The sequence below is a fragment of the Rathayibacter sp. VKM Ac-2804 genome, from assembly GCF_009866655.1.
In the GTDB taxonomy this organism is placed as follows: domain Bacteria; phylum Actinomycetota; class Actinomycetes; order Actinomycetales; family Microbacteriaceae; genus Rathayibacter.
The window spans coordinates 2,954,494-2,980,855 of the sequence record NZ_CP047420.1 but is presented as its reverse complement, the minus strand read 5'-3'; the positions used below and the strand labels follow the sequence as shown (position 1 = coordinate 2,980,855).

Genomic DNA, 26,362 nt, shown 5'->3' with positions numbered 1-26,362 from the left:
TCAGCGCATCTCTCCTCCCGCGTCCGAGCCCTCGGCCCACCGCCTCGCGGAACTCCTCCCGCACCACGACCGAAGGATCCGCATGTCAGCGACGACGAGCATCCGCGCTCAGGGCCCCGAGCCGCATTCGTTCATCGAGAGGATCGGCCTGCCGAAGCCCCTCGTCTGGGGCTTCGTCGGCCTCCTGCTCTTCATGATCGGCGACGGCGTCGAGTCGGGGTACATCGCGCCCTACCTCGCCGACAACGGCGCCGGGTCGGAGACCAACGCGGCCGTCATCATCACGGTCTACGGGCTGATGGTCACCCTCGGTTCCTGGCTCTCCGGTGCCCTCTCCGACGTCTGGGGCCCGCGCCGGGTGATGGTCATCGGCCTGGTCCTCTGGGCGAGCCTGCAGGTGGTGTTCCTCGCGGTGGCGCTCCCCTCCGAGAACTTCACCCTGATGCTGATCGTGTACGGGCTGCGCGGCATCGCCTACCCGTTCTTCGCCTACGGCTTCCTGGTCTGGGTGCTCGGCGCGAGCCCGGCGCACCGCCTCGGCTCGGCCGTCGGCTGGTTCTACTTCGCCTTCACCGGCGGCCTGCCGACGCTCGGCTCCCTCGTCGCCTCCGGCACCGTCCCCGTCCTCGGCGAGTACGAGACGTTCTGGCTCTCGCTCGGCCTGGTGGTCCTCGGCGGTCTCGTCTCCCTCGTCGGTCTGCGCAAGGCCCGTGGCGGCGGCCGCCTCGCAGCTCCCGGGGTGAGCACCGGCCGCAGCCTGGTGAACAGCGTCGCCATCGCCTTCACCCAGCCCCGGGTCGGCCTCGGCTGCCTGGTCCGCGTGGTCAACACGGCGCCGCAGTTCGGGCTCTTCGTGTTCTTCCCCACCGTCTTCGCGGTCGATCTCGGCTTCGGCACGGCGGGCTGGCTGCAGCTCGTCTTCATCCTCGGTGCCTCGAACATCTTCGCGAACCTGTTCTTCGGCGTCCTCAGCGATCGCCTCGGCTGGCACCGCACGCTGCGCTGGTTCGGCTGCATCGGCTCCGCCGTGAGCGTTCTGGCGTTCTACTTCCTGCCGACGGCGGTCAGCGACGAGTACTGGGTCGCCGCGCTCTGCGCCGCTCTGTTCGGGATCACGCTCGCCGGCTTCACCCCGATCTCGGTCCTGATGTCGCTGATGGCCCCGGGCCAGAAGGGCAACTCGATCGCCGTGCTGAACCTCGGCGCGGGAGCGGCGACCTTCGTCGGTCCGTTGATTGTGGCGCTGCTCCTCGGGCCGATCGGCGCCGGCGGCGTCACCATCGTCTTCGCCGCGCTCTACGTGCTCGCGGGCGTCTCGGTCCGCTGGCTCCAGGTGCCGGAGGAGGCGCAGCGCGTCGTCGCCGAGGGCCGCCCGCTGGACGACCTCTCCGGCTCCACCGCCCCGGCGGCTCCGGCCGAGGGCCGCTGATCCCGAGGGGCGCGCGGCGATCGCCGCCTCCCCTCCCACGGGAGCGACCCCTCGGCGCGTCCCGCTCCTCGCCGGCCACCCCGGCGCACCACACGAAAGGACCCGCCGTGCCCCTGGTCAGCGGAATCGACGTCATCAGCCAGTGCACCTCCCGCGGCCTCGTCGCCGGAGCGTTCAACACCACCAACATCGAGACGACGATGGGGATCGTGGAGGCGGTCGAGCGCGTCGGCGTGCCCACCTTCATCCAGGTGGCGCCCACGAACGTCGCGCTCTCGGGTTACGAGTACATCCACGACATGGTCAGCCGGCGCCTGGCGTCGACGGACGTGCCCGTCGCGCTGCACCTCGACCACGGCAAGGAGCTCTCCGCCGTGGAGGGCGCGCTCGCCGCCGACTTCACCTCGGTGATGATCGACTACTCCGAGCACCCCTACGAGGAGAACGTGCGCGTCTCCGCCCAGGCACGGGCTCTCTGCGCCCCGGAGATCGCCCTCGAGGCGGAGCTCGGCAGCATCGGCGGCAAGGAGGACGACGTCGCACCCGAGCACGCGAGCACCACCGACCCTGATCAGGTGAAGCACTTCATCGACGCCGTCGGCTGCGACATGCTCGCGGTCTCGGTCGGCAACCAGCACGGCTACGTGCCCGGCGCGACGATCGACTTCGACCTCCTGGCGCGGGTCCGCGCCGCGAGCAGCGTCCCGCTCGTCGTCCACGGCGGCTCGGGGCTGCCGGACGAGCAGCTCGCCCGGCTGCACGAGTTCGGCGTCGTGAAGGTGAACGTCGCCAGTGACCTCCGGAACGCGATGATCCGCGCCTTCGGCGAGGCCTACAACGCGAACAACCGGGAGGCCTCGCTGATCCGGGTGTCCACAAGCGCGGTGGCGGCGATCGCTGACGTGGTCGAGCGGCGCATCCGCACGCTGAACCCCTCGGTCGCCTGACGGGAGCCGGCATGCTCCCCACCATCACGATCGACATCGGGACGACCAGCGTGAAGCTGTGCGCCTTCGACGCGGACGGCGGCCTCGTCGCCTCGGCGCGAGAGGGCACGCCGACGCGGCAGGACGCATGGGGCGAGATCTACGAGGTCGACCTGCTCCGGGGCGGGCTGATCGCCTTCGTGCGCGGCCTCGACCCGTCCTTCCGCGCGGGCGTCGAGCGGCTGGCGATCACCGCGGTGGGGGAGTCGGGCGGCCTCGTCCGCTCGGACGGCTCGCTCGCATCGCCGATGATCCTCTGGCACGACCACCGCGGAGCGGAGCGGCTCGCCGGGCTCACCGCCGCGGACCGCTCGCTCGTCTACCGCTCCACCGGTCTGCCGGTCAACGCGAACTACGGCCTGTCGAAGATCGCCTGGGCCCTCGAGCAGGCGGGCGAGGACGCCGCCGGCGCGCAGTGGCTGAACATCGCCGAGCACCTGGCCGCGACCCTCACCGGGCGGCGCTGGTCGGAGTACTCCCTCGCCAGTCGCACGATGGCGCTCGACCTCGGCACCCGCACCTGGTCGGCCGAGGTGGCGGCGCTGCTCGGCGTCGGCGTCGAGGTCCTGCCCGAGCTGCGGACGGCGGCGGACGGCACGCCCCTCAGCGCCGGGGCCGCCGGGGAGACGGGGCTCCCGCCGGACGCGACGGTCCACGTCGCCGGTCACGACCACATGGTCGGCGCCATCGGGGCGGACCTGCGCTCGGGGGAGCTGCTGAACTCGACCGGCACCACCGAGGGCCTGCTGCTGCTGCGCGACGTCCCCGAGCTGGGCGCCGACGCCGAGCGCGCGAAGCTCGCCAACGGGATCGCCTGCACCGGCGCCGGGTCCACCCTGTTCGCCTCGATCCCCACCGGCGGGTCCGCCTTCGCCACCCTGCAGTCGCTGCTCGGGATCGACGCCGAGGAGCTGTCGACGACCATCGGCACCGCGCACCGCCGCTACCTCGAGGGCGGGGTCGACGTCGACGCACTCCCGCTCGTGCTTCCGCAGTTCCGCGGCAGCCCTCCGCCCGCGAAGGATGCAGCGGCGCGCGGGATCATCGCGGGGCTCCGCAGCGACACCGGCCGGGACGAGCTCGTCCTGGGCTGCTTCCTCGGGCTCGCGGTGCAGTTCCGCGACGTGCTTGCGCTGTTCCCGGAGCGGCCCGAGCGCATCAAGGTCATCGGTCCGGCGAGCCGGAACCCGCTCTGGCTGCAGCTGAAAGCGGACCTGCTGGGCACGAGCCTCAGCGTCTCGCGCTTCCCCGAGGTCGTCTCGCGAGGCGCGCAGGCCCTCGCCAGCGGTGTCGCGGCGCGCTGGGAGGACTGCGACCCGCTCGAAGTGCACCCCGATCCCCACCGCCGCGCCCTGCTCGCCGCATGGTCCGCCCGGACCGCGGAGCAGTGGCAGCACCTCCGGGGACTGCCGTCGTGACGCGCGGCGCTCCGGCGAGGCTGGTCGCGGGGATCGACTCCTCCACCCAGGCCTGCAAGGTCACGGTCCGCGATCTCGAGACAGGGCGGGCGGTCCGCGAGGGGAAGGCCGAGCACCCGCCGCAGACGATCGTGCACCCCGACGTCTGGTGGACCGCGCTGCTGCGGGCCGTCGACCGCGCCGGCGGCCTGGAGGACGTCCTCGCGGTCTCCGTCAGCGGGCAGCAGCACACCCCTGTCTTCCTGGACGCGGCCGGCGAGGTCGTCTGCGCCTCTCCGCTCTGGAACGACACCGGCTCGCACGCGCAGATGCGGGACCTCAACGCCGAGCTCGGCCGCGACGAGTGGATCCGGCGCACCGGGCTGCCGATCACGCTCTCCGACACCGCGGTCAAGCTGCGCTGGCTGCGCGACACGGACCCCGACGCGGCGCGCCGGACCGCGGCCGTGGCGATCGTGCACGACTGGCTGACCTGGCGGCTGCGCGGGCGCGAGGGCGGTATCGGCGCTCTCGTCACCGACCGCTCCGAGGCGAGCGGGACCGCGTACTGGTCCGCCGCCAGCGGGCAGTACGACCGCGACCTCGTCGAGCACGCCTTCGGCCGGAACCTTCTGCTGCCGGAAGTGCTGCCGCCGCTCGCCGCGGCCGGGCTCACCGGCGCCGGCGCTCCCGGGATCCCCGCCGGGCTCGCGCTCGGCATCGGCAGCGGCGACAACGCCGCCGCGGCGCTGGCGCTCGGCCTGGAGGAGGGCGACGTCGTCCTCTCCCTCGGCACCTCCGGAGTCGTCTACACCCGGTCGTCCTCGCCGGTGCGCGACTACGCCGGCTACGTCTGCGACTACGCGGACGCGACCGGCGCCCACCTGCCGCTGGTGGCGACGCTCAACGCCGCCCGCAACTTCGAGCTCGGCGCGGCGCTGCTCGGCTGCAGCTACGCGGACCTGTCCGACCTGGCGCTCGCCGCGGCACCGGGGGCCGAGGGGCTCACCCTCCTGCCGTACTTCGAAGGGGAGCGGACGCCGGATCTGCCCGACGCGCGCGGGTCGCTGCACGGGGCCTCGCTCACCAGCCTCACCCGGTCCAACCTCGCCCGGGCGGTCTTCGAGGGGACGCTCGCGAGCCAGGTCGAGATGCTCGACGCCCTCGGCGCGTGCGGTATCCGCCCCCGCCGCCTGCTGTTGATCGGCGGCGCCGCGCGGAGCCTCGCGGTGCAGCGGATCCTGACCGAGCTCGTGGAGCTCCCCGTGCTCCTGCCCGACCCCGACGAGTACGTGACCAAGGGAGCCGCGATGCAGGCCGCGGTCGCGCTGTCCGGCGCCTTCCCCGAGTGGACGAGCACGGCGACGGAGTTGCAGCCTTCGGCGTCCCAGCCGCAGATCCTCGCGCAGCACGCGGCGGCGAAGACCGCGCTCGGCTACGACTCCGCGGCCGCGCCCGCTCTCCTGCGCCGCTCCGCCTCCTGACCGGGGAGTGGCGAGAATGGATCGGGGCGTCGAGGAGGGTGTGGACGGGTGCGCAGCACGGAGCGGGACGCGGTCGCCTGCGGAGTCGACGTCGGCAGCACGAACGTCAAGGTGGTCGCGCTCGACGCCGCCGGCCGCGTCGTCGCGCGGGCCGGCCGGGCGACGCCACGGGAGAACGGCGAGCTCTCGGTCGACGCGGTCACACTGCTCCGCTGCGTCGAGGAGATGGTCGTCGAGGTCTGCGGGGGCGTCCGCGTGGTGCGGGCGATCTGCTCCGTCGGGGTCGGCGAGGACGGCGTCCTGGTGGACGGGGGCCTGCGCCCGCTGACCCGCGCGCTCGCCTGGTTCGACCCGCGTCGGCAGGGCGTCTTCCGGTCGCTGCGGCCACGCCTCCACGACGACGAGAGCTTCGACGCCGAGACCGACCCTGTCCGCACCCTCGTCGGCTGGGCCTGGGCGCGCACGCAGCCTCTCGAGGGTCGCGCCGCGTCCTGGATCGCCCTGGCCGACTACTCCGGCGTCGTCTGGAGTGGTCGCCCGTTCCTCAGCGACACCCTGGCCTCGCGCACGGCGGCCTGGCGGTCGCGGGATCGCCGGTGGGCCTCCGAGCGGATCGACGCCACGCTCGGGTCGGTCGAGCTGCTGCCGCCGGTCGTGCGGTCGGGGGACGTGGTCGGCGCGCTCCGCTCGACGCTCCTGCGCGAGGCGGGGGCGCTCGCCGCAGACGCGGTCGTGGTCGCGGGCGGGCACGACCATCCGATCGGCGGCTGGGGCGTCGACCAGATCGCGCCCGGAGCGGTCCTCGACTCGATGGGGACGGCCGAGGTGGTCGTGACGCAGTCGCCGCTGCCGGAGGCGGGGCGGCGGGACCAGGTCGACGTCGCGCCCGGGATCCGCTCCGCCGGCGTGACGCTGCTCCGGGTCGAGGAGCTGGCGCGCAACGTGGCCTGGGCGGGGGAGGACCCGGCCGTCGACGGGCACCTCCGCGACCTCCTGGCGGGGCGCTCCGAGCCGCTGCCGGTCCTCGACTCGGGGTACTTCGTGCCGGGTCGTCGCGGCGGGGGACGTCCGTCCTACGCGCTGCACGCCCCGCGGGACCCGCGGGCGCGGGCGTCCGCCGTGCTGGGGGCGCTCGCGATCGCCGGGCGCGACGCCGTCGACGCGGTCCGCCGAGGAGCCCCGGAGCGGCCGGAAGTGCGGCTCGCCGGCGGCTGGGTGCACTCGCCCGGCTGGGTCGAGATCAAGTCGGCGGTGAACGGCTACCGGACGACGCCGATCTTCGAGCCGGAGGTCACCGCGGTCTCGGCGGCGCTCCTCGCGGCGCGCGCCGTCGGCTGGGATCCGGAGCCGGCCGTGGTGCTCGGCGGCTCTCCTCCGCGCGCCTGAGCGTGCACGGGCAGGGGACCCGCGCTCAGCTCGCGGAGACCAGCACCTCCAGCGGCACGACGTCCGTCAGGACCCACGTCTCGTAGTAGTCGAACCGGAAGCCGTCCCGGTTCCAGGAGCTGGACCGCACCCGGAGCACGGGGTCCTCCGAGCCGATCTGCAGCTGCGTCGCGACGTGCTGCGGCGCGCGCATCGACCGGATGATCCGGTGCGCACCGTCGGTCGTGAACCCGGCGCGGCGGAGGGTGCTGTCCACGGAGCCGGTGCCGTCGAGGACGTCCTGCGCGGTCGAGATCGTGCGCGCCACCTCGCTCGGGAACCAGTTGGTGCTGAACATGGCGATCGTCCCGTCGAGGGAGCGGACGCGCTCGAGGGCGAAGACGGGCGTGCCCGGAGCGAGGCGCAGCGCCTGGGCGACGTGCTCGGGCGGGACCAGCGAGCGCGCGTCGACCACCCGCGTCGCGATCCCGGTGCGCCCGTGCCGGAGCTGCGAGTCGAGGAAGCCCGCGGTGTCCTGCACGGTCCAGCCGGTCGTCCGCTCGGGGGCGGCGGCGAACACCCCGCGGCGCGGCACGCGGCGGGCCAAGCCCTCGGTCTCGAGCTTCTGCAGCGTCTGGCGGACGGTGGCGCGGGACAACCCGAACTCGCGACCCAGCTCGAGCTCGCTCGGCAGCCGCTCGTCGGCGGGGATGCCGCCCGAGACGATCCGCTGCTTCAGGATCCCGAAGAGCTGCTCGTAGTAGGGGACGGGGGAGTCGCGCTCGATGGGCGGGATCATCGCAGTCTCCGATCGATGTCCTCCGCCCTCTCGGGGCGGGCCCTCCGACAGTAACGCACGGACTGTCCTCACCGGCCGGACAGGAGCAGCGTGCTGTCCGGCCGCAACCGGGTGCCGCGCGGACACCCTCGTTCCTCCTGTCCCGATGGCGGGCGGTTCGTCTGGACTGTACGTACAAACATTGCTAGCCTTTGTCCAGCACTCGCCACGCCCGCACAGGGCGGCGGCGGGTCCTCAGGGCCGAGGATCGCCTTCGGCCCCGACAGCGGAAGGTGTTCAGATGCGCGCAGTGGTTCTCGACGGCAGGGGCTCGATCGACGTCGCGGAGCTGCCCGACCCGGTAGCGGGGCTCGGCGAGGTCGTGATCGCGCCGGAGGTCGTCGGCATCTGCGGAACCGACATCCACCTCGCCTCCGGCGACTACCCCACCGGCACCTTCCCCGTCGTGCCCGGCCACGAGTTCGCCGGCATCGTCGTCCAGATCGGCGCGGACGTCGAGGAGTTCGCGGTCGGCGACCGCGTCTGCGTCGATCCGAACGTCGCCTGCGGGCACTGTGATCAGTGCGACGTCGGCGCCACGAACCTCTGCCGGAACCTCGTGCCGATCGGCGTCACCTCCGACGGCGCGGTGGCGGAGCTGGTCCGCGTGCCGGTCGGCGTCGTCTTCCGCCTCCCCGAGGGGATGGACTGGACCACGGGCGCCCTCATCGAGCCCCTCGCCTGCGTCCTGCACGCCCTCGACCGCGTCGGCCCCGTCGCGGGGCAGCGGGTCCTGATCTACGGAGCGGGCTCCATCGGTCTGCTCGCGGCAGCACTGGTGCGTGCCCGCGGCGGCGCCAGGATCGACGTCGTCGAGCCCAGCGCCGTCCGCCGCCAGGCCGCCGTCGAGTTCGGCGTCGATGCCGTCTTCGCACCGGGCGAGCGGAGCAGCGAGCACGATGTCGACCTCGTGATCGAGGCGAGCGGACACCCCTCCGCCGTGTCCGACGCGCTCGTGCGCCTCGCCGAGCGCGGCACGCTGCTGCAGATGGGCGTGGTGAGCCCGACCGCGTCGATCGATCTCTTCCCGTACGACCTGTTCGACCGGGAGCTGACCATCGTCGGCTCGCAGTCGCTGGCCACCTCCTACCCGGCCGCGGTCGAGGACGTCGTCACGCTCCCCGACCTGGCGGCGCGCATGGTCACGCACACCTTCGGCCTCGCGGACTACGCGGAGGCGCTCGCCGCGGCGAGCTCGGAGTCGGCGCGCAAGGTGCACATCCACCCGCAGCGCTGAGCGGGCCGGGCGGACTGCTGCCGCACGACATCAGCTGAGAGCAGGGTCCCTCCCCCCCACAGCGGAGGCCCTCCCTTCTCAGCTGATGTCGGACGGGCCCCGACCGCTCGTCGACGGTTTCGGATCGCCCCCGGCGGGGAAGAGGAGGAGTGCCCCTTCCCCGGAGCCGTCGCGCTCCGCCCACCGAGAGGAACGACCGTGGTCGCCATCGCCCCGCTCCGAGACCGCTTCGACGGAGTCGAGAGGATCGCCGTCCTGCGCGGCGGCGGACTCGGCGATCTGCTGTTCGCGCTGCCCGCCGTCGACGCGCTCGCCGCCGCCTACCCGGGCGCCGAGATCGTGCTGCTCGGCACTCCGGCGCACCGCGTGCTGCTGCAGGGCGTCGAGTCGCCGGTGAGCGACGTCGAGATCCTGCCGGTGGCTCAGGGCGTCCGCGACGGCGAGGGGGAGGACCCGCAGGTCGTCGAGGACTTCACGCAGCGGATGCGCGCGCGGCGCTTCGACCTCGCGGTGCAGCTGCACGGCGGCGGCCGCTACTCCAACCCGTTCCTGCAGCGGCTCGGCGCGCGGCACACGATCGGCTCGCGCACCGACGACGCGCTCGAGCTCGAGCGCACGATCCCCTACGTCTACTACCAGCACGAGATGCTGCGTGCGCTCGAGATCGTCGGGCTCGCCGGGGCCCCGGCGGTGCGGCTCGAGCCGTCGCTGCAGGTCGACCCGGAGCGCCGAGACCGGCTCGCCGCCGCGCTGCCCGCCGGCGGACCGCTGGTGCTGATCCACCCGGGCGCGACCGACGTGCGGCGCCGCTGGAGCTCCGCGAACTTCGCCGAGGTGGCCCGCGCGCTGCTGGCCGACGGGGCGCGCGTGCTCGTCGTGGGCGACGCCTCCGACGCGCGCGCGGCCGACGCGATCGTCGCGGCCGCCCCCGGCGCGGTGTCCTGGGCGGACGCGGTCGAGCTGCCGGACCTCGCTCCGCTGCTCTCGCTCGCGGACCTCGTGCTCGGCAACGACAGCGGTCCGCGGCACCTCGCGGCGGCGGTCGGCGCGCCGACGGTCGGCGTCTTCTGGGTCGGCAACGCGATCAACGCGCAGCCGCTCGGCCGGCAGCGCCACCGCCTCCAGCTCAGCTGGACCGTCCGCTGCCCGGTCTGCGACGTCGACGTCACGCAGGTCGGCTGGACGGCCGAGCGCTGCGAGCACGAGCTGTCCTTCGTCGACGACGTCCCCGTCGCCCGGGTCCTCGAGGACGTCCGCGGCGTCCTCGCCTCCACCCGCTGACGTCCCCCAACCGCGAGATGCCACTTGAGTACGCGACACGCCGAGGCGTGCGTACTCAAGTGGCATCTCGCGGAGGGGGGCGGACGCGTCAGGCGTCAGCGGCTCACGGCCAGGACGGCTCCTCCTCGTGGGTGATGACGAGTTCGCGGACCTCGCAGCCGCGGGGCTGGCCGAGGACGAACATGACGGCGTTCGCGACGTTCTCCGGGTCGTTGAGGAGCGCGTCGGGGCCCGGCTTGTACTGGGCGTCGCGGTCGTCGAAGAAGCGGGTCTTCATGCCGGAGGGGATCAGCGTGGTGACGCCGATCTCGCCCTTGGTCTCGGCCGCGAGAGCGCGGGTGAAGCCGAGCACGCCGAACTTCGACGCGCAGTAGGCGGTGGCGTCCGAGACGGCCTTGATCGCGAGCGAGGACGCGACAGTGACGACGCGGCCGTGGGTCTCGGTGAGGAAGGGCAGTGCGGCGCGGACGACGGCCGCGGTGCCGAGCAGGTTGACCGAGATCACGCGCTCCCACTCCTCCGGGTCGACGTCGACGAGGCGGCCGCAGCGGTCGATGCCGGCCGCGGTGACGACGGCGTCGAGGCCGCCGTGCTCGCGGGCGATCTCGACGACGGCCTTCTCGGCCTCGCGGGTCTTGGCGACGTCCACCTGGTAGGCGGCGACGCCCTCCTGCACGTTCGAGACGTCGCGGTCGAGGACGATCGGCGTGCCGCCCGCGGCCGTGACGGCGGCCGCGACGGCGGCTCCGAGTCCGGAGGCGCCTCCGGTGATCAGGACGCGGCCGATGGGGGTGGGGGTGGTGGTCATGGGTGTCCCTTCCAGGATCCTCGTCGTCGGCGGGGCCGACGTGGTGGGGCGGCGGTCGGCGGGGCCGGCCGGGTGATGATCGGCCGGAGCCGACAGCGGTCAGCCGACGCGCGCGAGCGCGGCGGCGAGATGGGTGGTCGAGCGGCCGGCGTGGTACGGCACCGTCAGGACGCGGCCGCCCCACTCGGCGACCGTCGCGGTCTCGGGCAGCGATTCGGCGGAGTAGTCGCCGCCCTTCACCCAGACGTCCGGGCGGATGCGGCGCAGCGCCTCGTCGGGGGTGTCCTCGCCGAAGACGAGCACGGCGTCGACGCACTCGAGAGCGAGCAGCAGGTCGACCCGGTCGTCCTCGGGGATGATCGGCCGGGCCGGTCCCTTCAGCCTCCGGACCGAGTCGTCCGAGTTCAGGCAGACGATCAGGCAGTCGCCGAGCGCCCGGGCGGCCGAGAGGGTGCGGGCGTGACCGGCGTGCAGCAGGTCGAAGCAGCCGCCGGTCGCGACGACGGTGCCGCCGGCGCCGCGGACAGCCTCGGCGACGCGCAGCGCGTCCACTCCCGAGGCCCCGTGCAGGGCGGCGGTGTCGGCGGGAGCGGCGAGCGAGGCGACGCCCCCGCGAGCAGGTAGGCCCCGGCGGCGGCGACGGCCGCGCCGACCGCCTCGGACGGGTGGCGCCGCCGGCCAGCGCGACGGCGGCGGAGGCGGCGAAGCGGTCGCCTGCTCCGCACGGGTCGGTCGGCGGGACGGGAGCGGCCGGGTGCACCACCGGGACGCCGGCGCCGCGCGAGCGGACCAGGGCGCCGCCGGAGCCCATCGTCACGGCGACCGCGCCGCAGCCCCAGCGCTCGAGCAGCGTCGTCGCCGCGGTCTCGGCGAGGGTGACGCCGCGGCCGGAGGCCCCGGAGAAGCCCGTCGCCTCGCCGAGGTTCGGCGTCGCGAGCGTCGTCCCGGCGACGGGAGCGGTCCCACGCGGGTGCGGATCCCAGACCAGCGGCACCGTCAGCGCGTCGAGGGCGGCGCGGAGCGAGGCGTCCTCGGTGAGCCGGCGGCCGTAGTCCGCGACGACGACCGCGTCGACCTCGCCGAGCGCGGCGAGCATCTCCTCGGTCACGGTCGGCACCGGCGGGCGCTCGCAGCCGCGGTCGAAGCGGACGACCGCCTGACCGGAGGCCGCGACGCGCGTCTTCACGGGGGTCGGCGCACCGGAGGGCCCGGCCACCACGCGCACACCGTCGAGCGCGGCGAGCAGTTCGGCGGCGTCGGAATCGGCCGCATCGGCCAGCGCCGTCACCAGCACGACGTCGTGCCCGTCGCGGGCGAGCATCCGCGCCACGAGCCCGGCGCCGCCGGCGCGCACTCCGCGGGTCGACACGTCGACCACGGGCACCGGCGCGTCGGGGCTCAGCCGCTCGGCCGGCCCGGAGAGGTCGACGTCGAGCATCACGTCGCCGACCACGGCGATCCGCAGCCGGCTCACGCGGCCGCCCCCGTCCGCACGCGGATCCGGTGCTCGAACGCCCGGCAGAGCGCGTGCACCAGCACGAGCTGCGCCTCCTGCACGTTCGAGCCGTGGCCCTCGAGGGCGATCGACTCGTCGCAGGCCTCGGTCAGCGGGTTGGGCCCGTCGCCGGTGAGCGCCCAGGTGCGGGCGCCGGCCGCGCGGGCCGCCTCGGCCGCGTGCAGCAGGTTGGCGCTGCGGCCGCTGGTCGAGAGCAGCACGACGACGTCGCCGCTGCGGGCGTGCGCGGTGACCTGGCGGGCGAAGACGTGGTCGAAGCCGTAGTCGTTGCCGATCGCGGTGAGGCTCGAGGTCTCGGAGTGCAGCGAGATCGCGGAGAACGGGATGCGATCGCCGTCGAAGCGGCCGACCAGCTCGGCGGTGAGGTGCTGCGCCTCCGCGGCCGAGCCGCCGTTGCCGGCCGCCAGCAGGCGGGCGCCGGTGTGCAGGCGGTCCGCCAGCTCGACGCCCCAGGCGACGATCCGGTCGGAGTGCCGCTCCAGCTGCGCGACGACGTCGAGCGCGCGGGCGACGTGGTCGTCGACGAGGCGCCGGGCGGCGTCCGTCGAGGTGTCGGACGGCGTGTCCGTCGGGGTGTCCAGAACGGTGTCGATGCTCATCTGCGCGGGGCCGCCTTCCGGGGGGTGGAGGAGAGGGAGGTGCGAGCGGTGCCGCTCATGGCGGCACCGCCGTCGCCGAGTCCGGCGAGGGTGGTCAGGTAGGCGCGCTCGGTGTCCGCGGCGACGCGGTCCCAGGAGTAGCGGGACTCGACGCGGGCGCGGCCGGCGGCTCCGTAGGCGCGGGCGCGCTCGGGGTCGGCGATCAGCGCGGCGAGGGCCGCGGCGAGGGCCTCGGGGTCGCGCGGCGGCACGTGCACGCCGGTGACGTCCTCGACGACCGTGTCGATCAGCCCGCCGACGGAGGAGGCGACCACCGGCACGCCGCAGGCCATCGCCTCCAGCGGGGTGATGCCGAACGGCTCGTACCAGGGCGCGCAGATCACGATGTCGGCGGAGCGGAGCGTCGCCGGCATCTCGGTCTGCGAGAGCTGGCCGGCGAAGACGACGCGGTCGGCGACTCCGAGGCCCTCGGCGACGCCGTGCAGGCGCTGGTACTCCGGGTCGGCGATGAGCGCGTCGCCCGAGCCGGAGCCGCCGACGACGACCAGCTCGGCGTCGCAGCCGTCGGCGACCAGGCGGGCGAGCGCCTCGATCGCGTGGCCCATGCCCTTGCGGGGCACGAGGCGGCCGATGCTCATCAGGCGCACCCGCCCGGTGCGCTCGGCGACGGGTCCGTCGGGCGTGAAGCGCTCGAGGTCCACACCGCAGGGCACCACCGAGATGCTCGCGGTCGGCACGCCGAGGCCCTTCAGTTCGAAAGCCTCGTCGGAGCAGGTGGCGACGACGCCGTCCGCGCGCTGGCCGACACCCGGCTCGAGCCAGGCGCGCTCCTCGGGGCTGGTGTCGAGCGCGCCCTGCTGGCGGCGCTTCACCACGCCGAGCGCGTGGAAGGTGTGGAAGACCGGGACGCGGCGCCCGGTCGCCCGCTCCACCCGCTCGGACGCGTCGAGCGCGGCGACCCCGGACATCCAGAAGTGGCTGTGCACCAGGTCGGGGCGGGAATCGAGCCAGTCGTTCGCGAGGTCGACGGCGAAGTCGCCCATGAACGGCAGCAGCTCGTCCTTGGACACCTTGCTGGCCGGGCCCGCGTCGATGTGCACGACCTCGACGCCGGAGGTGAAGGGCACCCGGCGGGGGAGGGAGGCGTCGTCGCGCCGCGTGTAGACGGTGACGCGGTGGCCGCGGCGCGCGAGCGCGTCGGCGAGCGCGGCGACGTGCACGTTCTGGCCGCCGGCGTCGACGCCGCCGAGCGTCGCCAGCGGGCTGGCGTGCTCGGAGACCATCGCGATCGAGAGGGAACGGGTCGAGGTCACAGGGAGCTCCCTTCGCGGGTTCCGGCGGTTCCGGCGGTGGACAGGTCGCGCCGGGCGGGCCGGCTGCGGGTGAGGTCGCCGAGCAGCTCGTCCCAGTCGCGCTGGAAGCGGCCGAGGCTGTAGCGGGCGAGCACGGCCTCGCGGGCGACCGCTCCGGCGACGGCAGCGCGCTCCGGGTCCTCGATCAGCGCGCGGGCGGCGGCGGCCAGTGCGTCCAGGTCGTTCGAGATGGCGCCCGCCTCGGGCGGCACGGCGCGGCCGGCCTCGGTGGTCTCGAGCGCGACGACCGGCATCCCCAGGTGCATCGCCTCGAGCAGCGCGAGGCCGAGCGAGGTCCAGCGGAACGGGTGCAGGTAGACCCGGCGGCGGGCCAGCTCCGCGTGCATCGCGCCGGTCTTCACGTCGCCGAGCACGTCGAGGCGGTCGGCGGGCAGCCCGGGCGTCCCGACGAGGCCCTCGGTCTTCATCCCGAAGACGTCCAGCGGCGCGACCGCGGCGAAGCGCGGCAGCAGATCGGTGCCGGTCACCCGCTGCCGGCGCACCGGCTCGTTGATGACCACGCCGAAGCGCGCCAGCTCGCCGGTGTAGAGGGGGCCGGGGTCGTTGATCCCGTGCTCGATCACCGTGGTGCGCGTCGATCCGGTGTCCCACATCAGCGCGTTGAAGTGCGTGACGTGGACGAGGAGGAGGTCGTCGCGGTCGGCGAGCGGGTGGCGGTTGTCCGGCACGTCGCCGCGGGGCGTGTTGTGCTCGACGTAGACCGCCGGGACGTCGCGGCCGAGCCGCCGGCCGAGCAGGCGCTCCGCCTCGGCGAGCTCCTCGGGACGCTGGAGGAGGACGACGTCGACGTCGGCGTCGCGCAGCTCCTCCGGGGCGATCTCGATCGTGCGCGGCCAGTCGCGGCCGCCGGTGCCGAGGCCCCAGCCGTCGCGGGCGGGGGTCGTCGGGAGCAGGTACTCGTGGGAGCCGCGGACGAACGCGTCCGCCCAGCCGCCGTGCACGTGCCAGAGCAGGATCCTCATGCGAGCGCCTCCGTGGGTGTCGTGGTGGATGTCGTCGAGTCGCGGCGCGGGAGCGCGCGGAGCCGGTGGGCGGCGGCGACCGCCTCCTCGGCGCTCACCCCCGCGAGGCAGGGGTGGCCGGGGACGGGGCAGACGCGGGCGCGAGAGCCGGCGCAGGCCGCGGTCTGATCGCCGAGCAGCGCCACCGGCACGCCGTACGGCGCCCAGCGGATCGCCGGGACGACGGGCGCGAACAGGCTGACCACCGGCGTGCCGACGGCCGCCGCGAGATGCGCCGGCCCGGTGTTGCCGCTGATCACGACCTCGGCGCGGGCGAGCACCTCGGCCGCACCGGCGAAGTCGGTGGCGCCGCCGAGGTCGATGCCGCGGGTTCCTGCGACGAGGGCGGTCAGCGCGCGCTCGCCCGGCCCGCCGGTGACGGCGACCGCGACTCCGGAGTCGGCGAGCAGCTCGACGGCGCGCGCCGCGTTCTCGGACGGCCAGGCGCGCGCGGGCACCGCCGCTCCGGGGTGCACGACCACGTACGGTCCGACGCCCTCGAGCGCGGCGGGCAGAGCGCCGCCGCGATCGACCCGCAGCAGCCCGTCGTCGCCCTCGGGCAGCGCGAAGCCCGCGGCCGCCGCGATGGCGAGCGCGCGCTCCGGCTCGGGCTGGTCCTCCTCGAGCGTCTCGCCGGGGACGAGCCGCACGTCGAGCAGGGCGCCCGCGAAGTCGACGGAGGCGCCGGAGATCCGCGCGACGCCGGCCAGGCGCAGCAGCAGGGCCAGCGGCAGCGGCGACTGGTGGAAGGAGGTGAGGATCACGGCTTCGTCCGGGGCGAACTCCTCGACGATGGCGCGCAGCTCCGCGACGAGCGCGGCGTCGACCGGCTGCGAGGCGTCGCCGATCCACGGGCAGGACCAGGTGCGCACGGCCACCGGCCCCGGCAGCAGCGCCGCGGCGGGCGCCCCCTGCGGACCGGCGAGCAGCAGCACCTCGGCGTCGGCGGCGATCGCGCGCACGGCGGGGCCGCAGAGCAGCACGTCGCCTGCGCTGTCGAGCCGGGCCACCAGCACGCGGCGCGTCACTCGGAGTCCTCGTCCGGCTGCATCGCCAGGAGCAGCTCGACCGCCTCGAGGAGCGTCGCCGCGCGCAGCGGTGCGGCGGCCACCTCCTCGGCCCGGGTGACCGGGGTCGGCACGAGGACGCCGCGGGCGCCGGCCGCCGCCGCCGCGCCGACGTCGGCGCCGATGTCGCCGATCACCGCGAGGGAGTCGGCGGGCAGTCCGAGGGACTCCGCGGCGTCGAGGACCATGCCCGGCGCGGGCTTGCGGCAGCCGCAGCCGTCCTCGGGGCCGTGCGGGCAGAGCATCCAGGCGTCGAAGCCGCCGAACAGCTCGTCCACCCGGCGGTTCACCGCGTCGGCCTGCGCACGGTCGATGATGCCGCGGGCGATGCCCGACTGGTTCGTCACGACGCCGAGGGCGAGTCCGGCCTCGCGGGCCCGCTCGACCGCGTCCAGCGCGGTGGGCATCGGCTCGACCAGCGCCGGATCGCCGTTGTAGGGCACGTCGACCACGAGGGTCGCGTCGCGGTCGAAGAGGATCCCGCGCAGGCGCGGGGCACGCGGGGCGGCGGCGTCCTCCGCGGTGCGGTGCGCCGAGCCCGTCTGGATCGAGTCGTTCACCTCTCCCTCGTACCCCCCTGATCGGGGTTCCAAACGCGGGGGAGGAGAAGTCGTCCGCTCGGGCGCGTCGGGGCCTGACCGCCGTCCGCCGCCCGGCTCGCCGGAGATCCGCGCGTCTGAGGTCGCCGGAGCGGGGTACGGGACCTCCGACAGGAAGGAGGCGCCGTGCGCGCTCTCACCGCCCCGGACGGAACCCCGGAGATCCTCGCGCTGCGAGCCCTCAAGCTCGGCGACATCCTCGTGGCCGTCCCCGCCCTCAAGGCCCTGCGCCGCGGGTTCCCCGAGCACCGGCTGATTCTCGCGACGACGCCCTGGCTGGAGCCGATCGTCGACCTGATCGACGGCCTCGACGCCCTCGTGCCGACCCTGCGCGGGCTGGACGATCCGCTGCCGGTCGCGCCCGGCCGCATCGAGCTGGCCGTCAACCTGCACGGCAACGGCCCGGAGTCGCGCGACGCCCTGATCGCGCTCGAGCCGGAGCGCCGCCTCGAGTTCCGCGTGCCCGCCCTCGATCCCGACGCGAGCCACGACGACCCCCGCCCGCTCTGGCTCGACGGCGAGCTGGAGCGCGCGCGCTGGGCTCGGCTGGTCAACTCGATCGGCCTCGACGCCGACCCCGAGGACGTCGGCATCGCCGTCCCGGACGTGCCCGCGCCCGTCGCCGGCGCCGCGATCGTGCACATCGGCGCCTTCTACGGCTCGCGCGAGTGGCCGGAGGAGCGCTTCGCCGCCGTCGCTCGGTCGCTGGCCGCCGAGGGGCACCGCGTCGTCTACACCGGAGGCGCGAACGAGGCCGACCGCGCCCGCCGCGTCGCCGAGCTCGCCGGCACCGGCGAGGTGCTGGCCGGCGCGATCGACCTGAGCGAGTTCGCAGCGGTCGTCGCCGCGGCCGAGGTGCTCGTCACCGTCGATACCGGCGCCGCGCACCTCGCCTCCGCGTACGGCATCCCGTCGGTCGTGATCTTCGGACCGGCGCCGCCCGAGGCCTGGGGCCCGCCGGTCAGCGGCCCGCATGTCGTGCTGACCGACGCGTCGCTCCGCCGCGGCGACGTCTTCTCGTCCGAGCCCGATCCGGCGCTGCTCGCGGTGCGGACCGAGCACGTCCTCGACGCGCTCGCCGCTCTGCCGTCGCGCGCCGACGCGCACCTCAGGCGGTCCGCAGCCGCGCAGCAGGGTGGACGGGCGTGACCACGGCGACCGACGCGACCCGCGCGCGGCTCGGCGGCTGATGACTGCGCGAGGGGGCGCCGAGGCGGTCGGCGAGCTGCGCGAGGATCCGGCGCTGCAGCCGCGAGACCTGCATCTGCGTGGTGCCGAGCGCATCGGCGATCTGCTGCTGCGTCATCTCCTCGACGAAGCGCATCCGGAGCAGCTCGCGCTGGCCGTTCTCGAGCTCGGCGAGCGCCTGGGCGAGGCCGTGCCGGCGGTCGATGGCCGCGAGGTCCTCGTCCTCGCCGCCGAGCGTCTCGCCCAGCCGCACGCCGGTCTCGCCGACCGTCTCGTCGAGCGAGAGCGGGTGCCCGGCGGAGCGCGCGTCGGCCACCTCGGACGGCTCGACCCCGAGCCGGCGGGCGATCTCCCGGTCGCTGGGGTGGCGGCCGAGCTCCTGCGCCAGCTCGTCGGCGACGACGGCCGAGCGGCGGTGCAGCTCCTGCACGCCGCGGGGCGGGCGGATCATCCAGCCGAGATCGCGGAGGTGGCGCTTGAGCTCGCCGGTGATGGTGGGCACGGCGAAGGCGGCGAAGCTGTCGCCGCGCTCCGGGGTGAAGCGGCGGGCGGCCTTGACCAGCCCGACGTAGGCGACCTGCCGGAGGTCCGCGCGATCGCCGCCGCCGCGGGACACCCGGTTCGCCATCGCCTCGGCCAGCCCGAGGTGGTCGAGCACGATGCGCTCGCGGATCCGCGCCCCCTCGGCGTCGTCGGCGCCGGCCGCCGCGTGGAAGAGGGAGAGCGTGCGGGCGTCCTTCTCCTCGCGCGGCGAGGCGGGCTCGCTCAGCGAGTCGGTCGCAGGGGCGAGCGGTGAGAGGGCGGTGTCGAGAACGACCGTGCTCATCGGGACCCCTTTCCGGGCATGCTGGCGCGTCCGGGGCGGCAGGGTGCGACGCGCTCGTCGTCGAGCGGCCCCGGGGAGAAGCAGTGAGCACAGGCCACCACTGCTCCTCCCGTTCGAGAAGTCCGTTGACGCGGAGCACTGCTTCGCGCTAAGAGCGCCGGCCGCCCGCGAGCCGGATCGGATCCCGCGGCCCGACCGACGCCCGAGCAGCCCCCTGTCCAGTCCGGGCGCCCCTCCCCGCCCCGCCGCTAGAATCGCCCCGTATGTCTGAGCTCACCCCGCCCTCCGATCGCGCCCACGACGCGCACCCGTTCACGACCGCGACCGGGAGCGACGTCCGCGTCCGCTTCTGCCCGTCCCCGACCGGGACGCCGCACGTCGGCCTCATCCGCACGGCCCTGTTCAACTGGGCCTACGCGCGGCACACGGGAGGCACCTTCGTCTTCCGGATCGAGGACACCGATGCGGCGCGCGACAGCGAGGAGAGCTACGAGCAGCTCATCGACGCGCTCCGCTGGCTGAAGCTCGATTGGGACGAGGGCGTCGGCGTCGGCGGCCCGCACGGCCCCTACCGCCAGTCCGAGCGCAGCGACGTCTACACCGACGTCATCCAGCGCCTGCTCGCCTCCGGCCACCTCTACGAGAGCTACTCGAACGCGGAGGAGGTCGACGCCCGCAACGAGGCGGCCGGGCGCGCCAAGCAGCACGGCTACGACAACTTCGACCGCGACCTCACCGAGGAGCAGCGCGCCGCCTTCCGCGCCGAGGGCCGCAGCCCGGCGCTCCGCCTGCGCGTCCCGGACGCCGACCTCTCCTTCGACGACCTCGTCCGCGGCGAGATCACCTTCCCGGCCGGCTCCTTCAGCGACTTCGTCGTCGTCCGCCCCAACGGCCAGCCGCTCTACACCCTGGTGAACCCGGTCGACGACGCGCTGATGCAGATCACCCACGTCCTCCGCGGCGAGGACATCCTGCCCTCCACCGCCCGCCAGATCGCGCTGTACCACGCGCTGATCGACATCGGACTGACGACCTTCGTCCCGCGCTTCGGCCACCTCCCGTACGTGATGGGCGAGGGCAACAAGAAGCTCTCCAAGCGCGACCCCTCCGCCAACCTCTTCCACCACCGCGACCGCGGCTTCGTCCCCGAGGGCCTGGTCAACTACCTCGCCCTGCTCGGCTGGTCGCTCACCCACGACCGCGACGTCTTCTCGATCGACGAGATGATCGCCGCCTTCGACGTCGCCGACGTGAACCCCAACCCGGCCCGCTTCGACCTCAAGAAGGCCGAGTCGATCAACGGCGACCACATCCGCCTGCTCGCGGTCGACGACTTCACCGAGCGGACGATCCCCTATCTGATCGCCGCCGGCGTCCTCGCGGGCGAGCCGACCGCCGACCAGCGCGCCGTCCTCGACGCCGCCGCCCCGCTCGTGCAGGAGCGCATCGGCCTGCTCGGCGAGGCGCCCGGCATGCTCGGCTTCCTCTTCACCACCGCCGACGCCCTCGCCTACGACGAGGACGCGCTGAAGGGCCTGCCCGCGAACGCCGGCGAGGTGCTCGCCGCGTCGATCGGCGCCCTCGAGCTCGTGCCCGAGGGGGAGTGGCTGACCGCCTCGATCCAGGAGGCGCTCGCCGGCGCGCTGATCGAGAACCTGGGCCTCAAGCCCCGCATCGCCTACGGGCCGCTGCGCACCGCGATCTCGGGCCGCCGCGTCTCGCCGCCGCTGTTCGAGTCGATGGAGATCCTCGGCAAGTCCGAGTCGATCGCCCGCCTCGCCCGCCTCGCCGACACTCGGAGCTGATCGTGGCGGAGGTGCAGGGCGGCCACTACGACGTCGTCATCATCGGCGCCGGCCCCGCGGGGCTCTCGGCGGGGCTGAACCTCGTCCGCGCGCGCCGCAGCGTGCTGCTGCTCGACAGCAACCGCCCGCGCAACGCGGCGACCCTGCACTCGCACGGCTTCCTCACCCGCGACGGCGTCTCGCCGCTCGAGCTGCGCCGCCTCGGCCGCGCCGAGCTCGAGCAGTACGAGGAGGCGGAGGTGCACAACGCGATGGTCACCTCCGTCGAGCGCTCCGGCGGCGAGTTCGTCGTCACCGCGAAGGGCGTCCGCGGCTCGGCCGACCGCTCCGTGCTCGCGACGGCGGTGGTCGTCGCGGGCGGCCTGTCCGAGCGCCTGCCGACGCTGCCCAGCCTCCGCGCCTACTACGGCACGGCGGTGCACAGCTGCATGGAGTGCGACGGCTACGAGAAGGCGGGGGAGCCGCTCGCCCTGATCGGCGAGACCGCCGACCTCGCCGAGCGGGCCATGCTGCTCTCGCAGTGGTCGACCGACCTCATCGTCTTCACCAACGGCGTCGGCGTGGTCAGCGACACCGACGAATCGCTGCTCAACTCGATCGGCATCCGCATCGAGCGCCGCCCCGTCGCCGACCTGGTGGGGGAGCGCGCCGTGATGACCGGCGTCGCCCTCGCCGACGGCGACGTGATCCCGCGCACCGGCGCCTTCGTCCGCCCGGTCTGGGTCCCTGTCCTCGACTACCTCGACCCGGCCGGCCCCGAGGTCGACCCCGACGGCTTCCTCCGCGTCGACGCGGGCGGCCGCACCTCCGTCCCCGGCCTCTACGCCGCCGGCGAGGTCACCGCGCCCGGCCCGCAGCAGCTGATCGTCGCCGCCGGCTCCGGCGCGCAGGTCGCCTCGGCGATCAACCGCGACCTCGTCCGCGCCCGCCTCGGCGAGGCCGCCCCCGAGTCGGAGGCCCTCGCCGTGCACGATCGCGGAGCCGATTTGAGCGGCGTGCGTCCGTAGGGTACTGTCGTCTCTCGGCGCCGAGTTCCACTCCGGTCGCCGCCTGGTCCCGACCTCACCGCCGGATGACCATTGGGGTATGGTGTAATTGGCAACACGACTGATTCTGGTTCAGTTGTTCTTGGTTCGAGTCCAGGTACCCCAGCACTGAACTGCTCGCGAGAGTGGCAGATCCTCCCGGCGTCTCCCGCTGCTGAGTCTCCTCTCGCTGAGACCGCGGCCATCGCATCGCTCTCGCTGTGATCGTTCCTGCAGCATCCGCTCCTGCCGTGATCACGGCATCTCCGCCCGCTCGTCGCCCGTCGCTCCGGCCGCGGCGTGCTCCCGCCGGGCACCGGCGCTCGTCCCGCGCGGAGGGCGACGCATCCGCCGTCCGGCCGACGCCCGGGAACCCCGTCCGTGCCACGATGAAGCTGTACATCGCTCAGAAACCCGCCCTGCGCGGGTTCCGAGAAGGGGGTCCCTCGTCCATGAATTCTGATCTGCTCTGGGTCGTCGGCGCCGGCATCGTCGTCGGTGTCGTGCTGCTGCTCGCCATCATCGGCTTCTTCATCTTCCGCGCCTGGTACCAGGTCCCGCAGGCCGACGAGGCCATCGTGATCGTCGGGAAGAAGCAGAAGGGCGACGACGGGCTGACGTCCAACATGACCGTGATCACCGGCGGCGGCGCCTTCGTCAACAAGCTGACCCAGCGCTCCGACCGCATCTCGCTGCGGTCGCGGCAGATCAAGATGGAGCCGGTCGCTCAGACCAAGAACGGCGTCACGATCCACCTCGCGGGCGTCGCCCTCGTGAAGATCGGCTCCACGCCGGATCAGGTGCGCGCCGCCGCCGAGCGGTTCGCCTCGCAGGACCAGTCGATCGACGTCTTCACCACCGAGCAGCTCGAGGGCGCGCTGCGCGGCGTCGTCGCGAAGCTCAGCGTCGAGGAGGTCATGCAGGACCGCCAGAAGCTCGGCGACGAGATCGCCGAGGGCATCAAGGGCGACCTGCTCGCCCAGGGCCTCGTCCTCGACTCCTTCGCCATCCAGGGCGTCACCGACCGCAACGGCTACATCGAGGCGCTCGGCGCGCAGGAGATCGAGCGCGTCCGCCGCGAGGCCGACGTCGCCCGGATCAACGCGGCCCGCGAGGTCAAGGCCCGTCAGCTCGCCACCGACGAGGCGAACCTGATCGAGCAGACCGCCTTCGACAAGAACACCGCCGCCTCGAAGTCCGAGGTCGGCCGCGCCAACGCCGAGGCCGAGCAGGCCGAGAACCTGGCCCGCGCCGAGCGCGAGCAGGCCGTCCTCGTCCAGCGCGCCGAGAACCGGCAGGCCGAGCTCGACGCCGACGTCAAGCGCGTGGCCGACGCCGAGAAGTACCGGCGCCAGACCGAGGCCGACGCCGACGCCTACGGGCGCGCGAAGAAGGCCGAGACCGACCGCCAGGTCGCGCAGCAGGTGTCCGACGCCGAGGCCTACGCCGTCCAGCGCCAGGCGGAGGCGCGTCAGGCGTCTGCCGCGGCCGAGGCGGCGGCAGTGAGTGCCCGCGCCGAGGCGGAGGCCCACGCTCTGCGGGCCAAGGCCGGCGCCGAGGCCGAGGCCCTGCGCGCGAACGCCTCCGCCGAGGCGGAGGCCATCCGGACCAAGGGTGAGGCGAGCGCCGCCGCGATCCAGGCCGAGGCGGAAGCGCTCCGCGAGAACCAGGAGGCGATCCTGGGCCGCGAGCTCATCGGACAGCTGCCCTCCCTCATGGCGGAGTTCGCGAAGGGCTACCAGAACGTCGGCACCATCACCCTGATCGGCGGCGACACCGCGGCCACCCACATCGCCCGCGAGCAGGCGGCGAGCCTCTCGGCCACGTTCGACAGCGTCAAGTCCGCGACCGGCGTCGACCTCGGAGCGATCCTGCAGGGCCAGGCGTTCGGCCGGGGCGTGGCGTCGACCTCGGCCGCCGAGCCCGCCCCGTCGGCCGATCCCACCGCCGTCCCCTCGACGAGCTGACGACCCGGGCCGCCCGCCCTCGACGCGGGCGGCCCGGCGTCGTGCCGGCGGGTGCCGGCCCCGACTACTCGCCACAGCATCGATCCGTCACCAACGGCTGCCTCGACGGCTCCCACCGGACCCTCCGCGCCGGATCGACACGCTCCCCTCGCTCGACGAGCACGCGGAGGGCGATCCGTCCACTCCCCGTGCACTCCGCGGTCCGGACGTACGCTGGCCCGATGAGACAGGGGAGGGTGCGCGGGCTCGGCCGGGCCGCCGTCGTCCTGACGGCTGTACTCCTGCTCGCCGGCTGCAGCGGTGACTCCTTCCGCGCCGACTTCACACGCACCTTCGGCAGCGACGACGCGGTCGCCGACCTCGAGCTCGCGACGGTCGAGGACATGCCCTTCACCGGCGGAGTCAGCGCAGAGGTCGTCGCCCGCGAGGACCTCTCCGACGCCGACGTGACGTCCCTCGCCGACCGGTTGGCCGCCTTCGCCGCGAAGCGCCCGACGGGCGACGTGCGGATCCTCCTCGACGCCGAGGACCTCACTCTGCCCGTGTCCGGCGACGAGGACCTCACGTCCGGCCGGATCGCCGCCGCGCTCTCGCTCCGGGACGACCCGCGAGTCGAGTCCCTCGCCCTCGCCGCCGACGACAGCGAGGACCGCGTGAGCGGCCTGAGCCTCTTCCTGTCGGACGGCGCGACCGCCGCCGACGCCTTCGCGCTCGCCCGGAGCGCCCCCGCCCTGCTCCCGGACACCCCGGCACCCCACGTCAGCGTCCAGAGCGCCGACCGCGCGCTCCTCGTCAGCGGCACCCCGGGCCCCTGGCTCGACGACGCCGAGCGCCTCTGGACCGCGATCTCGTCCGCGGTCCCCGTCGCGGCCTTCCGCGCCGACCCCGACCACCTCGCCGTGACCCTGACGAGCGACGCCGACCGCGCCGCGGCCACACTCGCCGCCGCCTCCGTCCCGAGCGGCGCGATCGCTGTCGCGTTCTCCGGCCCTTGACCGCGTCGGGCGACACCGACCTCGAGCGCGGGCTCGTGCAGCCTCGTCGTCCCGGATCCCCGCGCCGGTCGGCAGCGAAGCCTCACCGTCACTCCCAGGTCGCGACGACAGGATTCCATCGACCTGGCACTGCGGCGGACAGCACCGGGTCGCTGAAGCGCGCGACCGCGCCGAGCAGGTCGCCGAACGCCTCGGGGAGCTCGCCGTCACGGTGCGAGCGGGTACGCCAGGCGCGGTACTTCTGCTGCGCTCGTTCGCTCATAGGCGCGAGCGCGGGCAGGAGGGGCGCCAGCGCGACCTCGCGGTACTCGGCGACAGCGGTCATCGAGGTGCGGAGCTCTCCTGCGTCGACCGAGTGGAGTCGTGTGAGCACGTGGACGTCTGCGAAATCGCGCCATCGAGTATTGGCGACACCGCGGTCGACGGCAGTGATGATCTTCTCGGCGAGCACCATCGTCAGCGGGTACCCGAGCACTGTCACGGGTGGGAGGCCGAGAGGAACGACGCGCGGCAGGTCGATGAGGCGCGGCGCAGGCCAGATCGGGTCGCCGAAGTTCACGTCCATCCCGATGGTCAACCGCGCAGAGGCGAGCCGCGCGGTCAGTCTCACTCGCACGCCGGCGTACTCGTCCTCGTCGCGGATCGTCGTCGCGGTGACCGCGGAGGGGTCGAAGACGAGGCCGTCGGGACACCCCAGCGCCGCGATCGCTCGAACACGCTCCGCGACCTCCTCGGGGTCACCGTCGAGTCCGGTCGCCTGGAGGTCGATGTCCTTCGTCGGGCGGCGCGTAGCGAATGCGGCGAGCAGCACACCGCCCTTGAGAACGAAGTCCTCGCGGTACTCGGAGAGCGCGATCCGCGCCAGCAGCCCCTCGAGCGCGTACAAGGTCATCAGCTCCTGCACGTCCGCGCCGGACTGCCGGGCGAAGGCGCGGATGGCGAGAATCGCGTCTCCCGCCGGGGTGCCGTGCTGCGGACCAGGGCTCACAGAAGAACCTCCAGCGCCTGCTGGAGTGCGGGACGCGCCATCGGGAAGTCCTCAGCCATCGCGAGCAGCGCACCCGGGCTGCTGCCCCGCCTGCGGAGCCACTGCTTGAGCGCGCCGAGCGCGAGGTCAGTGCCCCAGACGTGCCGCAGCCGGAAGACGTCGATCAGGGTGCGCTCGGCCGAGTAGAGGCCGATCGACATCCCGCCGGGGAGTGCGTGTTCACCGCGACCGACGCCGAACGTGCCGGCGTCGAACCGGTGCCAGGTGAGGAGGGCGTGATGCACGGTGACCGTCTGAGCGCCGCGTGGAACAGCGACGTCGCTTCGAGAAGGGATCTCGTCGGTCAGCTCGTGCAGCGAGAGCGCCGTGAGCAGGCACAGCGTGGCGTCCGCGTTCTTCGCCGCGATCGCGATCCATGCCGCCGTCGTGTCGTCGGCGAGCCCCGATCGCAGGAACAGGCCGGGAGCGATGCGCTCGAACTCGCCCGTCCGGATCAAGCCGTCGAGGCCGTATCGGGTGAGGCCTTGCGCAGCCAGACCGCGGTAGTCGAGCAGGTCCGGCACGGTCGCGGCGTCCACGCTCGCCCTC

At 74.2% G+C, this 26,362-nt stretch carries 23 protein-coding genes, 1 tRNA gene and 1 pseudogene; 13 read left to right on the top strand and 12 right to left on the bottom strand.

Annotated features, from left to right (window positions below; all coding sequences use genetic code 11):
• Positions 1–82 precede the first annotated feature (82 nt).
• The 5 genes from GTU73_RS14000 to GTU73_RS13980 all read left to right on the top strand — a co-directional run bounded on the left by GTU73_RS14000 (position 83) and on the right by GTU73_RS13980 (position 6,682).
• Positions 83–1,429, top strand: coding sequence for an MFS transporter (locus GTU73_RS14000; RefSeq protein ID WP_160090336.1), 1,347 nt, complete (start codon positions 83–85; stop codon positions 1,427–1,429).
• Between the two features lie 107 nt (positions 1,430–1,536).
• A complete protein-coding gene (locus GTU73_RS13995; protein WP_160090335.1) occupies positions 1,537–2,376 on the top strand; it encodes a class II fructose-bisphosphate aldolase in 840 nt (279 codons plus the stop codon).
• Positions 2,377–2,387: 11 nt separating this feature from the next.
• Positions 2,388–3,833, top strand: coding sequence for an FGGY family carbohydrate kinase (locus GTU73_RS13990; protein WP_160090334.1), 1,446 nt, complete (start codon positions 2,388–2,390; stop codon positions 3,831–3,833).
• The gene (locus GTU73_RS13985) at positions 3,830–5,296 is read left to right on the top strand and encodes an FGGY family carbohydrate kinase (protein ID WP_243598600.1); all 1,467 of its coding nucleotides are present in this window, start codon (positions 3,830–3,832) and stop codon (positions 5,294–5,296) included. The genes GTU73_RS13990 and GTU73_RS13985 overlap by 4 nt, the downstream gene beginning before the upstream one ends.
• 48 nt (positions 5,297–5,344) lie before the next feature.
• On the top strand, positions 5,345–6,682 hold the full coding sequence (locus tag GTU73_RS13980; RefSeq protein ID WP_160090332.1) for an FGGY family carbohydrate kinase: 1,338 nt from the start codon (positions 5,345–5,347) through the stop codon (positions 6,680–6,682).
• Between the two features lie 25 nt (positions 6,683–6,707).
• Here the strand turns inward: GTU73_RS13980 and GTU73_RS13975 are convergent, their stop codons facing one another.
• The gene (locus GTU73_RS13975) at positions 6,708–7,460 is read right to left on the bottom strand and encodes a GntR family transcriptional regulator (protein ID WP_160090331.1); all 753 of its coding nucleotides are present in this window, start codon (positions 7,458–7,460) and stop codon (positions 6,708–6,710) included.
• Between the two features lie 280 nt (positions 7,461–7,740).
• Between GTU73_RS13975 and GTU73_RS13970 the strand changes: the two genes are divergently transcribed.
• Both GTU73_RS13970 and GTU73_RS13965 read left to right on the top strand, forming a co-directional pair.
• Positions 7,741–8,736 carry an alcohol dehydrogenase catalytic domain-containing protein gene (locus tag GTU73_RS13970; RefSeq protein ID WP_160090330.1) on the top strand — a complete coding sequence of 332 codons (996 nt, stop codon included), beginning with the start codon at positions 7,741–7,743 and terminating at the stop codon, positions 8,734–8,736.
• Between the two features lie 198 nt (positions 8,737–8,934).
• Positions 8,935–10,017: a glycosyltransferase family 9 protein gene (locus GTU73_RS13965; protein ID WP_160090329.1), complete on the top strand. Its 1,083-nt coding sequence runs from the start codon at positions 8,935–8,937 to the stop codon at positions 10,015–10,017.
• Between the two features lie 103 nt (positions 10,018–10,120).
• On the opposite strand, the gene GTU73_RS13960 is transcribed toward GTU73_RS13965, so the two are convergent.
• The 8 genes and pseudogenes from GTU73_RS13960 to GTU73_RS13930 all read right to left on the bottom strand — a co-directional run bounded on the left by GTU73_RS13960 (position 10,121) and on the right by GTU73_RS13930 (position 16,941).
• On the bottom strand, positions 10,121–10,825 hold the full coding sequence (locus GTU73_RS13960; protein WP_127887118.1) for an SDR family oxidoreductase: 705 nt from the start codon (positions 10,823–10,825) through the stop codon (positions 10,121–10,123).
• A gap of 99 nt (positions 10,826–10,924) precedes the next feature.
• Complete coding sequence (rfaE2, locus tag GTU73_RS19580) at positions 10,925–11,377, bottom strand: D-glycero-beta-D-manno-heptose 1-phosphate adenylyltransferase (protein WP_347877740.1); 453 nt, start codon at positions 11,375–11,377, stop codon at positions 10,925–10,927.
• A gap of 175 nt (positions 11,378–11,552) precedes the next feature.
• Positions 11,553–12,263: pseudogene (locus GTU73_RS19575) on the bottom strand (PfkB family carbohydrate kinase); the annotation flags it as partial.
• A gap of 32 nt (positions 12,264–12,295) precedes the next feature.
• Positions 12,296–12,940 carry an SIS domain-containing protein gene (locus tag GTU73_RS13950; protein ID WP_159422354.1) on the bottom strand — a complete coding sequence of 215 codons (645 nt, stop codon included), beginning with the start codon at positions 12,938–12,940 and terminating at the stop codon, positions 12,296–12,298.
• Positions 12,937–14,223: a glycosyltransferase gene (locus tag GTU73_RS13945; protein ID WP_160091392.1), complete on the bottom strand. Its 1,287-nt coding sequence runs from the start codon at positions 14,221–14,223 to the stop codon at positions 12,937–12,939. Before GTU73_RS13945 ends, GTU73_RS13950 begins: the two co-directional genes overlap by 4 nt.
• A 26-nt stretch (positions 14,224–14,249) precedes the next feature.
• Complete coding sequence (locus GTU73_RS13940) at positions 14,250–15,275, bottom strand: glycosyltransferase (protein ID WP_160090328.1); 1,026 nt, start codon at positions 15,273–15,275, stop codon at positions 14,250–14,252.
• Entirely contained in the window at positions 15,272–16,342 is a 1,071-nt protein-coding gene (locus tag GTU73_RS13935) for a glycosyltransferase family 9 protein (protein WP_208543670.1), read from the bottom strand. The genes GTU73_RS13940 and GTU73_RS13935 overlap by 4 nt, the downstream gene beginning before the upstream one ends.
• Complete coding sequence (locus GTU73_RS13930) at positions 16,339–16,941, bottom strand: HAD family hydrolase (RefSeq protein ID WP_347877739.1); 603 nt, start codon at positions 16,939–16,941, stop codon at positions 16,339–16,341. The genes GTU73_RS13935 and GTU73_RS13930 overlap by 4 nt, the downstream gene beginning before the upstream one ends.
• A 165-nt stretch (positions 16,942–17,106) precedes the next feature.
• On the opposite strand from GTU73_RS13930, the gene GTU73_RS13925 reads away from it, so the two are divergent.
• Positions 17,107–18,129 carry a glycosyltransferase family 9 protein gene (locus GTU73_RS13925; protein ID WP_160090326.1) on the top strand — a complete coding sequence of 341 codons (1,023 nt, stop codon included), beginning with the start codon at positions 17,107–17,109 and terminating at the stop codon, positions 18,127–18,129.
• Here GTU73_RS13925 and GTU73_RS13920 read toward each other — a convergent pair.
• Positions 18,089–18,994 (bottom strand): sigma-70 family RNA polymerase sigma factor, encoded by a 906-nt coding sequence (locus GTU73_RS13920; RefSeq protein ID WP_160090325.1) that lies wholly within the window; start codon positions 18,992–18,994, stop codon positions 18,089–18,091. The two genes, GTU73_RS13925 and GTU73_RS13920, sit on opposite strands and share 41 nt — an antisense overlap.
• Before the next feature lie 263 nt (positions 18,995–19,257).
• Between GTU73_RS13920 and gltX the strand changes: the two genes are divergently transcribed.
• From gltX to GTU73_RS13895, 5 genes are all read left to right on the top strand, one after another.
• The gene (gene gltX / locus GTU73_RS13915; RefSeq protein WP_160090324.1) at positions 19,258–20,799 is read left to right on the top strand and encodes a glutamate--tRNA ligase; all 1,542 of its coding nucleotides are present in this window, start codon (positions 19,258–19,260) and stop codon (positions 20,797–20,799) included.
• Positions 20,800–20,810: 11 nt separating this feature from the next.
• Entirely contained in the window at positions 20,811–21,806 is a 996-nt protein-coding gene (locus GTU73_RS13910) for an NAD(P)/FAD-dependent oxidoreductase (protein ID WP_160091390.1), read from the top strand.
• Between the two features lie 73 nt (positions 21,807–21,879).
• A tRNA-Gln gene (locus tag GTU73_RS13905) sits at positions 21,880–21,951 on the top strand.
• A 325-nt stretch (positions 21,952–22,276) separates the two neighbouring features.
• The gene (locus tag GTU73_RS13900) at positions 22,277–23,791 is read left to right on the top strand and encodes an SPFH domain-containing protein (protein WP_123737241.1); all 1,515 of its coding nucleotides are present in this window, start codon (positions 22,277–22,279) and stop codon (positions 23,789–23,791) included.
• A gap of 221 nt (positions 23,792–24,012) precedes the next feature.
• Entirely contained in the window at positions 24,013–24,786 is a 774-nt protein-coding gene (locus GTU73_RS13895) for a hypothetical protein (protein ID WP_160090323.1), read from the top strand.
• 88 nt (positions 24,787–24,874) lie between these two features.
• Here GTU73_RS13895 and GTU73_RS13890 read toward each other — a convergent pair whose 3' ends face one another.
• Both GTU73_RS13890 and GTU73_RS13885 read right to left on the bottom strand, forming a co-directional pair.
• On the bottom strand, positions 24,875–25,774 hold the full coding sequence (locus tag GTU73_RS13890) for a nucleotidyl transferase AbiEii/AbiGii toxin family protein (RefSeq protein ID WP_208543669.1): 900 nt from the start codon (positions 25,772–25,774) through the stop codon (positions 24,875–24,877).
• Positions 25,771–26,352, bottom strand: coding sequence for a hypothetical protein (locus GTU73_RS13885; protein WP_160090322.1), 582 nt, complete (start codon positions 26,350–26,352; stop codon positions 25,771–25,773). The genes GTU73_RS13890 and GTU73_RS13885 overlap by 4 nt, the downstream gene beginning before the upstream one ends.
• Positions 26,353–26,362 lie beyond the last annotated feature (10 nt).

Excerpts from the sequence above, each read along its gene's own strand:
- GTU73_RS14000 (WP_160090336.1), top strand. The coding sequence starts at position 83 with ATGTCAGCGACGACGAGCATCCGCGCTCAGGGCCCCGAGCCGCATTCG.
- GTU73_RS13990 (WP_160090334.1), top strand. The coding sequence starts at position 2,388 with ATGCTCCCCACCATCACGATCGACATCGGGACGACCAGCGTGAAGCTG.
- GTU73_RS13975 (WP_160090331.1), bottom strand. The coding sequence starts at position 7,460 with ATGATCCCGCCCATCGAGCGCGACTCCCCCGTCCCCTACTACGAGCAG.
- GTU73_RS13970 (WP_160090330.1), top strand. The coding sequence starts at position 7,741 with ATGCGCGCAGTGGTTCTCGACGGCAGGGGCTCGATCGACGTCGCGGAG.
- GTU73_RS13960 (WP_127887118.1), bottom strand. The coding sequence starts at position 10,825 with ATGACCACCACCCCCACCCCCATCGGCCGCGTCCTGATCACCGGAGGC.
- GTU73_RS13950 (WP_159422354.1), bottom strand. The coding sequence starts at position 12,940 with ATGAGCATCGACACCGTTCTGGACACCCCGACGGACACGCCGTCCGAC.
- GTU73_RS13945 (WP_160091392.1), bottom strand. The coding sequence starts at position 14,223 with ATGGTCTCCGAGCACGCCAGCCCGCTGGCGACGCTCGGCGGCGTCGAC.
- GTU73_RS13940 (WP_160090328.1), bottom strand. The coding sequence starts at position 15,275 with ATGAGGATCCTGCTCTGGCACGTGCACGGCGGCTGGGCGGACGCGTTC.
- GTU73_RS13920 (WP_160090325.1), bottom strand. The coding sequence starts at position 18,994 with ATGAGCACGGTCGTTCTCGACACCGCCCTCTCACCGCTCGCCCCTGCG.
- gltX (WP_160090324.1), top strand. The coding sequence starts at position 19,258 with ATGTCTGAGCTCACCCCGCCCTCCGATCGCGCCCACGACGCGCACCCG.
- GTU73_RS13900 (WP_123737241.1), top strand. The coding sequence starts at position 22,277 with ATGAATTCTGATCTGCTCTGGGTCGTCGGCGCCGGCATCGTCGTCGGT.
- GTU73_RS13895 (WP_160090323.1), top strand. The coding sequence starts at position 24,013 with ATGAGACAGGGGAGGGTGCGCGGGCTCGGCCGGGCCGCCGTCGTCCTG.